General features: G+C 45.4%; 11 protein-coding genes and 1 riboswitch. Of the genes, 6 read left to right on the plus strand and 5 right to left on the minus strand.

The features are described from left to right. Positions 1-7: 7 nt before the first annotated feature. The 3 genes from PCY11_RS07485 to rnhC all read right to left on the minus strand — a co-directional run bounded on the left by PCY11_RS07485 (position 8) and on the right by rnhC (position 4,058). Positions 8-2,440 (minus strand): ATP-dependent RecD-like DNA helicase, encoded by a 2,433-nt coding sequence (locus tag PCY11_RS07485; protein WP_049523317.1) that lies wholly within the window; start codon positions 2,438-2,440, stop codon positions 8-10. 67 nt (positions 2,441-2,507) lie between these two features. After that, positions 2,508-3,158, minus strand: a complete 651-nt coding sequence (gene lepB, locus PCY11_RS07490; RefSeq protein ID WP_014713905.1) for a signal peptidase I — start codon at positions 3,156-3,158, stop codon at positions 2,508-2,510. 3 nt (positions 3,159-3,161) lie between these two features. Further along, positions 3,162-4,058, minus strand: a complete 897-nt coding sequence (rnhC, locus tag PCY11_RS07495) for a ribonuclease HIII (RefSeq protein WP_049506577.1) — start codon at positions 4,056-4,058, stop codon at positions 3,162-3,164. Positions 4,059-4,194: 136 nt separating this feature from the next. On the opposite strand from rnhC, the gene PCY11_RS07500 reads away from it, so the two are divergent. The 5 genes from PCY11_RS07500 to PCY11_RS07520 all read left to right on the plus strand — a co-directional run bounded on the left by PCY11_RS07500 (position 4,195) and on the right by PCY11_RS07520 (position 10,700). Beyond that, on the plus strand, positions 4,195-4,485 hold the full coding sequence (locus PCY11_RS07500; RefSeq protein WP_049471900.1) for a hypothetical protein: 291 nt from the start codon (positions 4,195-4,197) through the stop codon (positions 4,483-4,485). Between the two features lie 10 nt (positions 4,486-4,495). Next, positions 4,496-5,050, plus strand: coding sequence for a CvpA family protein (locus PCY11_RS07505; protein WP_049506576.1), 555 nt, complete (start codon positions 4,496-4,498; stop codon positions 5,048-5,050). A gap of 73 nt (positions 5,051-5,123) precedes the next feature. Next, the gene (locus PCY11_RS07510; protein WP_049523315.1) at positions 5,124-7,463 is read left to right on the plus strand and encodes an endonuclease MutS2; all 2,340 of its coding nucleotides are present in this window, start codon (positions 5,124-5,126) and stop codon (positions 7,461-7,463) included. Positions 7,464-7,623: 160 nt separating this feature from the next. Further along, the gene (locus tag PCY11_RS07515; protein WP_301362651.1) at positions 7,624-9,042 is read left to right on the plus strand and encodes a C69 family dipeptidase; all 1,419 of its coding nucleotides are present in this window, start codon (positions 7,624-7,626) and stop codon (positions 9,040-9,042) included. A gap of 129 nt (positions 9,043-9,171) precedes the next feature. Beyond that, positions 9,172-9,266, plus strand: a riboswitch (glycine riboswitch). Positions 9,267-9,368: 102 nt separating this feature from the next. Beyond that, on the plus strand, positions 9,369-10,700 hold the full coding sequence (locus PCY11_RS07520) for a sodium:alanine symporter family protein (protein ID WP_301362652.1): 1,332 nt from the start codon (positions 9,369-9,371) through the stop codon (positions 10,698-10,700). A gap of 53 nt (positions 10,701-10,753) precedes the next feature. Here PCY11_RS07520 and sstT read toward each other — a convergent pair whose 3' ends face one another. Beyond that, positions 10,754-11,971, minus strand: a complete 1,218-nt coding sequence (sstT, locus tag PCY11_RS07525) for a serine/threonine transporter SstT (protein ID WP_301362653.1) — start codon at positions 11,969-11,971, stop codon at positions 10,754-10,756. A gap of 137 nt (positions 11,972-12,108) precedes the next feature. Here sstT and PCY11_RS07530 point away from each other — a divergent pair, with 137 nt between their 5' ends. Then, entirely contained in the window at positions 12,109-12,957 is an 849-nt protein-coding gene (locus PCY11_RS07530; protein WP_003008782.1) for a mechanosensitive ion channel family protein, read from the plus strand. Between the two features lie 140 nt (positions 12,958-13,097). On the opposite strand, the gene PCY11_RS07535 is transcribed toward PCY11_RS07530, so the two are convergent. Continuing rightward, a complete protein-coding gene (locus tag PCY11_RS07535) occupies positions 13,098-13,415 on the minus strand; it encodes a hypothetical protein (RefSeq protein WP_021153868.1) in 318 nt (105 codons plus the stop codon). Positions 13,416-13,563 lie beyond the last annotated feature (148 nt).

Genomic DNA, 13,563 nt, shown 5'->3' on the forward strand with positions numbered 1-13,563 from the left:
CTATTCACTAGTCGTCTTTTTTGATGTCAAAAAAGGCTGCAATCTCTTCTTCTGTTAGTCCAATCATAGGCGAGATGGTGTGGAGATTGTCTTCTGTTAGTCGATAGATAGTAGGCTTAGACGTCTCTGCTTTCGTTTCAACAGTTTCTTCCTTGCTTCGTGCAGATTCGACTGTAGCAGAAGCCATTGCAAGGGATGAAGAATAGTCTGTGGTTGCTTCGCCTCCGTCCAGGTCCTTGAAACGTTCAACCAAATAGGTCTTGCGCGCTGTACCTGTATTTTTAGTAGCGAAATCAAAGGCGCTGTATTCTCCTAAGAGGATGAGTTTGCTCTTAGAGCGCGTGATGGCGGTATAGATCAAATTACGCTGCAACATCCGGTGGCTTTGATTCGTAATGGGTAAAATCACCACAGGAAATTCGCTTCCTTGCGATTTGTGAATACTCATCGCATAGGCTAAGCGAATCTTGTACCATTCATTGCGCGGGTAGACGATTTCATTGCCATCAAATTGGATAGTCAATTCATCTTGCTTCGATTCTGTATATTTTCCGGGGAGAAGATCGGTAATGTAGCCAATATCTCCATTAAAGACATTGCTTTCTGCATCATTGACCAGATGGATAACCTTGTCTCCATCGCGGTATTGGCAGTCTGGCGTGTCAAAGACGACCTGATCTTTGACAGCTGGATTGAGAAGGTCTTGCATGAGTGTATTGATGTTGTCAATGCCGGCCTGGCCCTTGTACATCGGTGCCAAGACTTGGATATCTCGAGCCGGGATCTGACTGCGAAGGGCAGCAGAGGTGATCTGTTCGATCATCTTAGGGATGTGTTCGCTTCCAGCTTCGAAGTATGAGCGATCGGCTTTTCGTTCTGTGAAATCTTGAGGAAGCTTACCCTGGCGAATGTCTCCTGCAAGTGAGACAATGGTCGAATCTTCACTCTGACGGAAAATATGTTCGAGTTTGGTCTGAGGGATGCTTGGGATCTGCAAGAGATCCGCTAGGACTTGTCCAGGACTGACGGATGGTAATTGGTCAGCATCTCCCACAATCAAGAGTTTGGTATCGGTTGCGATGTTGCTGACTAATTGATTAGCGAGCCAGGTATCGACCATGGAAAACTCGTCCACAATGATAAAATCTGCATCTAGATAGTCCTCTAAGTGGCTGGTATCATCATCTCCTGTCATTCCCAAATGGCGGTGGATGGTGGCACTCGGAAGTCCTGTCAGCTCATTCATGCGCCGAGCTGCCCGTCCCGTTGGGGCAGCCAGCAGGATCGGAAGGTCTTTTTTCTTACGCAGATCCAGCTGGTGGAGTTGGGCATAGACACTGATCATCCCATTGATAACGGTGGTTTTTCCTGTTCCCGGTCCCCCAGTGAGGATAAAGGCCTTGTTTTGAATCGCCTGGTGAATCGCCTCTTTTTGAATAGCATCGTAGTGAATCCCCAGATCTTTTTCAACCTCTTTAATTGCCTGGTTGATCTTTTCAGGGTTAAATGAAGTCTGCTTTCCTTTCTCCAGCAATCGACCAATGTGACTACGAATTCCTTCTTCCGCAAAGAAAAGGCTATTGTCAAAGATCTTTGTATCCACGTTTTGGACCTTGTCTTCCTCGATAAGGTGGCCTAATTCTTGGGCGACAGTGGAGGGATCCAATTCTACTGGACGCGCTGATTCCAAAAGGTCAATGCTATAGCGCAGGAGATCCTTGGCTTCAATATAGGTATTTCCAGTCTCGATAGAGTAGCTGAAGAGACTGTGAATCAGACCCGCGCGGAAACGCTCGGGGGCGTCACTTGCGATGCCCAATTCTTCTGCCAGTTGGTCCGCAATTTTAAAGCCCATTCCTTGGATGTCTTCCACCAATTGGTAGGGCTGTTGCTCCACGATCTGGAGCGTTTCTTCCTTGTAGAAATCCTGGATTTGAAAGGCTAGTTTATTGGGAATGCCATAATTGGCTAGTTGGGCGAGAATGCGCTCCGTTCCGTAATTCTGACGGAGTTTATCCACAAAAGCTAGGCGGTTTTTCTTGGAGAGGCCTGTGATGTCTTCTAATTTTTCAGGGGCTTCTAAGATTTTATCAATGGTGTCTTCTCCATAGAGATCCACGATTTTTTGGGCTGTTTTGAGACCAATTCCCTTGAAGTGATCGCTGGAAAAATACTTCACTAAGCCCTTGCTAGAGGGTTTAGCCCGTTCATAGCGACTGATTTTGAGCTGTTCTCCGTATTTAGGATGATGGACCAGCTCCCCCCAGAAGGTGTAGTCTTCGCCTTCCATGATATCTGCCATGGTGCCCGTCACAATAATCTCAAAATCATCAAAGTCTTCGGCATCGGTATCGCTAATGTCGAGCAGGAGGATTCGAAAAAAACTACTGGGATTTTCAAAAATAATGCGCTCAATAGTACCAGAAAAATAATATTCCATCATTTCTTTCCTTTTTATAAAGCAAGGCTGGGACATACTTGTCTCAGCCTCAGTCTGTTGATCTATACTAATAAGTTTTGAAAGGGTAGATAGGCCATAGTCTAAAGACGGCTTGCCCCTTGATTTGTTCTTTCTTGAAAGCTCCGACCTGACGGCTATCTTTTGAAACGATCCGGTCATCTCCAAGTAAGAGATATTCATCGTCAAGCAACTTCAAAGTAAATTTAGGATTGCCATCTTTGTCCACTGTAAAGGCTTGAGCTGTATTGGCCAATTGGCGGAAGAGTTCTCCGTTTTCTTCAAAGCCTTTTCCAGTGTAGGTCGATTGCAATTTATCTTTTTTGAAACGAGCGATATAGTTTTTCAAATAAGGCTCATTGGTCTTTTTCCCATTGATGTAGAGGGTATCGTTATCATATTGGATGGTATCTCCAGGAAGACCGATGACCCGCTTGACGATGTCCTTGGTTTTGCCGTCGTCATCTTTTTCACTGGCAACAACAATGTCGAAACGATCGATTGAGAGGTGGTTGACCACAAGGAGGTACTCGCTATCGGCCAGAGTCGGATCCATCGAATGGCCATCTACCTTGACCGGAGCCCAGAGGTAAATGCGAGAGGCGATGATGAGACCAACAATGATACTGAAGAGGCCCCATTCTTTAAGGAATCTCACCACAGGTGAGCTCGATGTATGTTTTGAACTTCTTTTTGACATGACTTATCTTTCTAGTAATTTCTTTGCTTTTTCTGTGTTTTTAAAATGGAGTTTGGCACAATAATCCAGAGCTTTCATCCCGTAGGTCTGAAGCAATTTAGCGGCCACTTGGTCTGATTTAGCTCCTGCTCCACTAGGAAGATTAAAACCCAGTTCCTTGCCCAGATCTTCCAGATTTTGAAGGAAGAGATTGCGGGCGATGATGGAGCTAACTGCCACAGCTAGATACTTGCTTTCGGCTTTTTCTTCCAACTCAATGGCTTGCGTGACCTGATTTTTCTCAGCTTTTACGTATTTTTGGTAGTTTTTAGCAGTTGTAAAGGCATCGATCACAATTCGCTCTGCTTGGACTCCCTTATTTAACAGAAGGTAGATGGCCTGATTGTGCAGGGCTACTTTGACCGAAACAGCATTGTAACCAGAAGCGATGACTTCATTGTACTTCTTTGGAGACAATAAGAGTGCTTGGTGCTGGATATTTTCCTCAAGGAGAGGAGCCAATTGTTGAATTTTTCGATCATCCAAGGTCTTCGAATCACCAACACCAAGCTTTTTGAGCCAGTCGTGCTGGTCAGGTGTGACAAAGGATGCGACAACGGTGAGTCCACCAAAATAAGAGCCGTTTCCGACCTCATCGGTTCCGATCATGGCTAGATCTTGTCGTGCAGATGAAGTAGAACGCTTAAGGTTCCCAGCATCTTGCCCGAAAAAGTTCAGGTAAGGAGTGAGGTCATTGCCCTGGAGCAGGACCTTTCCAGACTTGTAGATCGAAACGGTCGCTCCCTCTAGTCGAAAGAAATAATCCATATGAGGGTTCTTGCTTTGAGTGAGAGAACTGCGATAGGTATGGACAAAATCAAGGATTTGCTCCTGTGTTGGAGTGAGTGTCATACTTTCCATAACCACTATTGTACCACAAATTCAGGGAGAGAGGGAGCAAAAAGAAAGAAAGAATCCACTGGAAAATCCCTGTGAAGAGGGGCTTTGCTACTGACAAAGCTAGCCTTTTTTGGTATAATACCGTGAGGTGATTTTTATGGCGAGCTTAAATAGATATAAATTTACATTTGGAAACAAAGCGCTCACTTTAACAACCAACCATGATAATTTGTTTATGGAAGAAGTCGAACGTGTTGCGAAAGAAAAATACCAAGCAATTAAGGAACAAATGCCAGAGGCTGACGATGAAACCATCGCGATCTTATTGGCAGTAAATAGTTTGTCCATGCAACTGAATCGAGAGATTGAGTTTGACGACAAGGAAACAGAACTAGATGATTTTCGTCGCAAAGCTTTAGACGACTTAAAGGATAAATCATCTAAATAAGAGGAGATACATGTTAACTTTCTTAATCTTATTGATTTTGGCATGGAGCTTTTATATTGGCTATGCAAGAGGCATCATCCTCCAGTCCTATTACTTTCTAGTGACCTTGGTGGCCCTCTTGATTGCAGGTGGTAGCTACAAGGGACTGGCTAAGGTTTTGTCTCTATGGGTTCCTTTTTCGAGTCCCACTCAGCAATCGGTGAATTATTTTTATGCCAACCGCTACCTGTTTCAATTAGATGACATCTTTTATGCAGGGTTAGCTTATGTGTTGATTTTTGTGCTGGTTTATTTGATCGGCCGCGTGATTGGAATCTTTATGCACTTGGTTCCCCAGCCAGAAAAATTGGAGGATCGCAAGTATCAAATTGGAGCGGGTGTGATCGCCGTCGTGATAACCCTCTTGGTGATCCAGATGGGCTTGACTATTCTCTCAACAGTTCCCATGGCTTCCATCCAAAATAGACTAAATGCAAGTGGATTGATCCGCTTTATCATCCTTCATACCCCGATCAGTTCCAGCCTGTTCCACAACTTGTGGGTGACTGCGATTATCGGAGCTTAAGGAGCAAAAATGAAGAAAGGAGTGAGACAAGTCCGATTCAAGGAAGGACGCTCACTTTTTTTGTAGGAGAAACATGAATAAAAAAATCTTAGATATTCTGGAGTTTGACAAGGTCAAGCAACTCTTTGAACCTTATCTACAGACAGAACAAGGGGAGATGGAGCTAGCAGCCCTTACTCCAACTGATAAAAAAGAAAGCATCGAAACGGCCTTTATGGAGCTAGAAGATATGGAGCAGATCCTCTTGGAAGAGCCTCGCTTTGCAGTATCGACCATTCAAGATGTCCGTTCAGTGGCCAAGCGTTTGGAGATGGAGGCAGCCCTCAATATCGATGAATTACTAGCGCTAAAAGCTGTCCTTCGGGTGACACATGAGCTCAAGGATTTCTACGACAACTTGGAAAATGTCCGTCTGGAAAGGCTCAATCGCCTCTTTGACAACTTGGTGGATTTACCACGCCTACAAGGTGGGCTTCAAGCTATCAACGAAGGAGGCTTTGTCGAGTCTTTTGCCAGTGAAAAATTGGCCAAAATTCGTCGCCGAATCCAGGAAAATGAACACCAGGTCAGAGAGATTCTACAAGACCTGCTGAAAAGCAAGGCCGATATGCTGGCGGATGCTGTGATTGCTAGTCGGAATGGCCGCAATGTTCTACCCGTAAAAAACACCTATCGTAACCGAATTGCAGGGGTGGTCCACGATATCTCAGCAAGCGGGAATACCGTTTATATCGAGCCTCGGGCAGTCGTCAATCTTAATGAAGAAATTGCCAACCATCGGGCCGATGAACGGTATGAAATCATTCAGATTCTGGAGGAATTGTCTGACACCCTGCGCCCTCATGCAGCAGAGATTGCAAATAACGCTTGGATTATCGGTCACTTAGACTTGATCAAGGCCAAGTATCGGTTTATGCGCGATTATAAGGCAGTGGTACCAGAGGTTAGTAACAATCGTTCCATTCAGCTCTTGCAACTACGTCATCCCTTGATTGAAAATGCCGTCGCGAATGACCTGCATTTTACCGAGGACTTGACAGAAATCGTGATTACCGGTCCCAATACAGGGGGGAAAACCATCATGCTAAAAACGCTGGGACTAGCGCAAATTATGGCCCAGTCTGGTCTTCCCATCCTAGCGGATCCAGGTAGTCGTGTGGGAATCTTCTCACAGGTCTTTGCAGATATTGGAGATGAACAATCGATCGAGCAGAGCTTGTCGACCTTCTCCAGTCATATGACCAATATCGTATCTATCTTGAATCAAGTGGATACCGCCTCCTTGATCCTTCTGGATGAGTTGGGGGCTGGAACCGATCCTCAAGAGGGGGCTGGCCTTGCTATTGCCATCCTAGAAGACTTGCGCTTACGTGGAATTAAGACCATGGCAACAACCCACTATCCAGAGCTCAAGGCCTACGGGATTGAGACTGCAGGAGTGCAAAATGCCAGCATGGAGTTTGACACAGCGAGTCTGCGTCCAACCTATCGCTTCATGCAAGGAGTTCCTGGTCGCTCCAATGCCTTTGAAATTGCCCGCCGTTTGGGCTTGTCTGAGACCATTATCCAGGATGCCATGAAGATGACCAATACGGATAATGATGTCAATCAGATTATTGAAAAATTGGAGGCGCAGACCTTAGAAAGTCGCAAGCGCTTGGATATCATTCAAGAGGTCGAACAAGAAAATCTCAAATTCAATCGTGCTCTTCGAAAACTCTATAACGAACTGACCAGAGAGAGAGAAACAGAGCTCAATAAGGCGAGAGAAGAAGCCAAGGAAATTGTGGACATGGCCCTCTCAGAGAGTGACCGTATCCTTCAAGGGCTTCATGCTAAATCCCAGTTAAAACCACATGAGATCATTGAAGCCAAGGCTCAGTTGAAAAAACTAGCGCCTGAAACCGTCGACCTTTCTAAAAACAAGGTCTTGAAAAAAGCCAAAAAGGCGCGTGCTCCTAAGGTGGGAGATGAAATCTTGGTTATCAGCTATGGCCAACGCGGAACCCTGGTCAAGCAACTCAAAGATGGTCGCTGGGAGGCGCAAGTCGGCTTGATCAAGATGACCTTGAAAGAAAAAGAATTCAACCTCATCAAGGCTGAAAAAGAAGCGACTCAACCTAAGAAACGCCAAGTGAATGTCGTCAAACGCTCGAACACGAGTGGGCCGAGAGCGCGTCTAGACCTCCGTGGGAAACGCTATGAAGAGGCCATGCAAGAGCTAGATGGCTTTATCGATCAGGCCCTGCTCAACAACATGGCCCAAGTCGATATCATCCACGGGATCGGGACGGGTGTCATCCGTGAAGGGGTGACCAAGTATCTCCGCCGCAACAAACACGTCAAAAGTTTTGAATATGCCCCCCAAAATGCAGGTGGAAGTGGCGCAACCATTGTTACGTTTAAAGGATAAGTTAAACCCTGGCTGTTTATCAGCTAGGTTTTTTAAATTTTTATAAAATGAAAATATTTGAAAGTTGTTGAAAAGGATTCGCTTTTAAATCTGATTTTCAGTAGGTCCTCCTTTTTAAAAGTGCTATAATAGAGGCAATGAATGATTTGGGAGGATACGCATGCGTAAACGTGAAAGTGCAGATTCGTGTACAACGATTCTAGTCGGAAAAAATGCTAGCTATGATGGTTCGACCATTGTAGCACGAACAGAGGATTCTCAAAATGGCGTTTTTACGCCCAAGAAGTTGATCGTGGTCAAACCAGAAGATCAACCGCGTCATTACAAGTCGGTATTATCAACTTTTGAAATCGACTTACCAGATAATCCAGTTCGCTATACAGCGGTTCCAGATGCCATTCCTAAAGACGGGATCTGGGGAGAAGCTGGGATCAATGTCTATAATGTAGCCATGAGTGAGACAGAGACCATTACGACCAATAGCCGTGTGCTAGGGGCAGATCCTCTTGTAGAGAGTGGCATTGGTGAGGAAGACATGCTGACCTTGGTCTTGCCCTATGTCAAGACAGCCCGCGAAGGGGTCTTGCGTCTCGGAAAGATCTTGGAAGAGTACGGAACCTATGAGTCTAACGGGATCGCGATTTCAGATGTGAATGAAATCTGGTGGTTGGAAACCATCGGAGGTCACCATTGGATGGCGCGTCGTGTCCCTGATGATGCCTATGTGACCAACCCGAACCAGCTGGGAAGTGATTATTTTGAATTTGGCAATCCAGATGAGTTTCTTTGTGACTCGGATCTTGAACGTTTTGTCACAGAGCACCATTTGATTCTGGATCAAGAAGGGAAAGGCTTTAATCCACGCTATGCCTTTGGTAGCCAAAAAGACAAGGATCGTCACTACAATACACCGCGGGCTTGGGCCATCCAGCGTTTCCTCAATCCTGAAATCGAGCAGGATCCACGGAGTTTTGAGATTCCTTGGTGTCAAAAACCTTATCGTAAGGTAACGATTGAAGATGTCAAATATGTCTTGAGCAACCACTACCAAGACACTATCTACGATCCTTATGGTCCTGAAGGAGATCACGTGAGTCAGCGGACCTTCCGGACGATCGGGATCAACCGGACCAGCCAGACAGCGATTTTACAATTGCGTCCCAATAAACCACAAGAAACGACAGGCATCCAATGGATTTCTTATGGCTCCATGCCATACAATACAGCTGTTCCTTTCTTTACCCAAGTGGATACAACGCCAGGCTACTTTGCCAATACGACGGCTAAGGTAACTACGGATTCCTTCTACTGGGCCAACCGGATTATTGCGGGACTAGCTGACCCTCACTATGCTCACCATGTTGGTGATTTGGACGATTACCAAGAAACGACAATGGCCTGGGGACATGCGCGCATCAATAAAGTCGATCGTGCACTTGCCACAGGTGAAACTGTTGATTTTGAGGCGGAAAACCAAGCCATGAGTGATCAAATCCAGGAAGCGACAGATCAACTCTTGGACAAGATTTTGCTCGATGCTAGCAACCTCATGACCAATCACTTCTCCTTGAGTGATTAAAAACCGTGTATTTTCAGGTAGTTTACAAGATATTTTCAGAAATGATTGACAAGCTTTTGAAAATCGATTAAAATAGAGAAAATTACATACGACCGAATGAAGTTTGCAGGAGCGTGAGTGACTGTGAATGGACGGAACTCTGGAGAGACCAGAAATGGCACCGAAGGGGCAAGGTAGAAGATGTATCTACTCAAACTCTCAGGTAAAAGGACAGAGCGAAAGATAGGGGAAGTCCCCTATTTTAAGCAGGACCAGAGTACATGTTTAACATGTGCTCTTTCTTTTTCTCTTTTCTGTCGAGCGGTCGATGAAAAAGGAGACAGAAAATGGATCATGTATTGCAGTTTTTTCAGCAGCTCGATAATCTAGTGTGGGGCGCCCCGCTGTTGGTGCTCTTGGTAGGAACAGGGATCTACCTGACCCTTCGTTTGGGTTTGCTTCAGATACGCTACCTTCCAAAAGCTTTTCGCTTGATCTTTACAGAAGATGAGGGACACGGGGATATCTCGAGTTTCGGAGCCCTTGCGACAGCTCTAGCGGCTACTGTAGGGACGGGGAATATTGTAGGGGTGGCTACAGCGATTCAGACAGGTGGCCCAGGTGCCCTCTTTTGGATGTGGATGGCAGCCTTCTTTGGAATGGCGACCAAGTATGCAGAAGGACTCTTAGCCATTCGTTATCGGACCAAGGATGACAACGGTCATATCTCAGGTGGTCCGATGTACTACATTCTTCACGGGATGGGAGAGAAGTGGCGACCACTGGCTATTTTCTTTGCGGTTGCAGGAGTGTTGGTAGCCCTCTTTGGGATCGGAACCATGACCCAGGTCAATTCCATCACGGGATCTCTCCAAGCGAGTTTTGGAACGGCTCCAGAAGTGGCTAGTGTAGTGATTGCGCTAGTGGTTTCGACCATCATTTTTGGTGGGATTCACTGGATTTCCAAAGTCTCTGAAAAAGTAGTTCCTTTTATGGCTGCTGCCTATATCTTTGCGACTGTCACGATCATTGCCTTGCATCTGGACCAATTGCTTCCAGCCTTGAAATCGGTCTTTTCGGGTGCTTTTACAGGGACTGCAGCCATGGGAGGTTTCGCAGGAGCAACGGTCAAAATGGCTATCCAAAAAGGGGTGGCGCGTGGAGTTTTCTCCAATGAATCGGGGCTTGGATCAGCACCCATTGCAGCAGCCGCAGCGAAGACCAATGAACCTGTCGAGCAGGGCTTGATCTCGATGACAGGGACCTTTATTGATACTATTATCATCTGTAGTTTGACAGGACTTTCGCTCTTGGTTTCAGGTGAGTGGATGGCAAAGGGCAGCACGAGTACCTTGACTCAGGATACGTTTACAGGTGTCTTTGGCCCGGTTGGAGGCATTATCTTAACGCTGTGCTTGGTGCTTTTTGCGACAACGACCATTCTTGGATGGTCTTACTACGGGGAACGGTGTTTAGAATTCCTATTTGGTGTCAAACATATCAATCTTTACCGGATCTTCTTTGTCTTAATGGTTGGACTAGGTGGTTTCCTAAAATTAGATCTGGTCTGGGTCATTGCGGATATCGTTAATGGGCTTATGGCTCTGCCCAACTTGATTGCCCTACTAGCTCTGTCACCTGTCATTATCAAAGAAAGCAAACGCTACTTTAAGAAATAAGAAAACCCAGATCGCGAGGTCTGGGTTTTCTAGTCTATTTGAGATAGGATCTTTTAATAGCGTTTTTCTTTTGGCCAGCTGCTCATTTCTGCGATAGCAGTGAAGAGCACATCTGTCGAAGAGTTGAGAGCTGTTTCGCAAGAGTCTTGAATGACCCCGATGATAAAGCCGACACTGACGACTTGCATGGCCAAATCATTGGTGATGCCAAAGAGGCTACAAGCAACAGGGATGAGAAGGAGAGATCCTCCCGCAACTCCGGATGCCCCGCAGGCTGAGATGGCTGCCACAACACTGAGGATAAGCGCTGTTCCAAAGTCAACCTGAATCCCTAAAGTATTGGCTGCTGCAAGGGTTAAGGTATTGATAGTTACCGCTGCACCTGCCATGTTAATGGTAGATCCAAGAGGGATAGAAACAGAGTAGGTATCTGGATTCAGCCCCAATTCTTCACAGAGACGCATGTTGACAGGGATGTTGGCTGCAGAACTTCTGGTGAAGAAGGCTGTTACCCCACTGACACGGAGGCATTTAAAAACAAGGGGATAAGGGTTCTTGCGAATCATGAAAAAGACGATCAATGGATTGATGACCAGGGCTACAAAAGCCATGGTACCAACCAAAACAAGTAAGAGAATCCCGTAGTTGCTAAGGGCACTGAGTCCTTGGCCAGCGATGGTCGTGAAGACCAAGCCTAAGATCCCAAATGGAGCTAGGTTGACAATCCACTCAACAATTTTTGAAGTGATGTCTGCTAGGGTTTGTAGGAGGTCTTTACTATGTTCGCTCGCTTCTCTCATGGCGATCCCAAAGACAGTTGCCCAAGAAAGGATTCCAATGTAGTTAGCTTGCTGCAAGGCGTTGACCGGGTTGTCGACGATCTTGAGCAAGAGGTTACTAATCACTTCGCCAATCCCGTTTGGAGAGGATCCTTCAGCGGCCTTTCCAGTCAGGGTAATGGTGATTGGGAAGATGTAATTGACCAAAACAGCGACGAAGGCAGCTGCAAAGGTTCCTAGGAGATAGAGGACGATGACCTTTTTCATATTGGTCTCTGTCCCTTTTTGGTGTTGGGAGAGAGCGTTTGCGACAAGCGCAAAGACCAGAAGGGGTGCGATCGCACGGAGCCCTCCAACAAAGAACTGACCTAAGAGTCCAATGCCAGATGCTTTCGGGAAGATAAGGGCTAGGATAACACCAAGTACAATCCCGATTGCGATCCTTTTCATAAGGTTGGTTTTATTCCAAGTGGTAATCAATCGATGAATCATGTAGGACCTCCTTAAAAAATAATTAAGGAATATTATACGATAGTTAGGGGGGAAAAGCAATGAAATTTTCAAAAAATAGCCTTATTTCCGAATATTTGATATAATCATACTATTCTTTGATAGAAAGGCCCGAATAAATGAGTCAAGCTTTCCAACGTTATTTCAGTAAAATAGACTGGACGAAGATTTTTGATGATCTGATATCAAAATGTATCTCTCTGATTTTTGTCTTTCTTTTATTTTTTATTGCTAAAAAGGTCATCCATAGCCTGGTTAAGCGGATATTAACCCCATCCTTTAAGTATACGGTGCAGGATGAAGCCCGTAAAAATACGATTCTCCGTTTGGTTGAGAGCCTTTTAAACTATTGTTTGTATTTCATATTGATCTACTGGATTTTGTCGATTCTAGGTCTTCCGGTCTCTAGTCTCTTGGCTGGTGCTGGGATTGCTGGGGTGGCGATTGGGATGGGAGCCCAGGGTTTTCTTTCCGATTTGGTCAATGGTTTCTTCATCCTTTTAGAACGCCAGTTGGACGTGGGAGACAATGTTCGTCTCACGAATGGGTCTATTAATATTGCCGGCATCGTCAGCAGTGTCGGGATTCGCACGACCCAGGTGCGGGACTTTGATGGAACTCTCCATTTTGTCCCGAATCGCAACATCACCGTCGTCAGCAATCTCTCACGTGGTGATATGCGCGTGCTGATCGATATTCCGCTAGATGCAAATACCGATCTCGACAAGATCTATCAGGTGATTGCTCAGGTTAATCAGTCTGAACAAGATAAACACCCAGAGGTGTTGACAGGTCCTACGATTTTAGGCCCACAGATCGAAAAAAATGGTCGTTATTCCTTCCGAATTGCGATGACTGCGCAAAATGGAACCCAGACGACTGTCTATCATACCTACTATAAACTCTACCATGATGCCTTGATGGAAGCAGGGATTAGCCTACCGACAGGAAAGAACGGGATCATGTAATACAAAAAAGAGGCTGGGACAAAAGTCCTAGCTTCTCAATTATTTTTAGATTGTCGAGCAAGACGCAGTGGTTGAGTAGGTGGGACGACGAAATCGAATTCTAACGAATTATCGATTTCTGTCCCACTCTCTTTTTTGGTCTATTTTAAGTGGCAGTATTTGAAATCCAGCTTTTTAATCTGGTCCCAATTTTTTCGAGCCTCTGGTGGCAAGACGATGAGTTGCTGGCGTAGCATCGTCGTGATTTCAAGATTTAAGGATTCGATCGGGAGGGCAATGGCTACGGAACTTTTTGCCCTTTGGATCTTGTCCATGCAATATTCAATATGATGGCAAGCTGCGCCGGTCTGTGATTGACGGCTAGCTGCGATTTCTTGTCGCATATTGGAGAGTAATTGGACCAATTCAGACTTAATGAATTCGATCGTATCTGATTTTTCTTGAGCTAAAAGAAACATAAGCACACCTCCTTTTGCTATAGTTTAATACTAATTTATTAAAAATGCAAGGGGGTAAAGTAAAAAAAATAAAATTTTTTTAGAAAAAGATACAGAAAAATAGAAGGCTCAAATCTCCCCATTAGAGACGGTCGAGTTCCTTATCTAA

Origin of the sequence: Streptococcus sp. SP8 (assembly GCF_030440045.1) — a bacterium.
In the GTDB taxonomy this organism is placed as follows: Bacteria; Bacillota; Bacilli; order Lactobacillales; family Streptococcaceae; genus Streptococcus; species Streptococcus parasanguinis_I.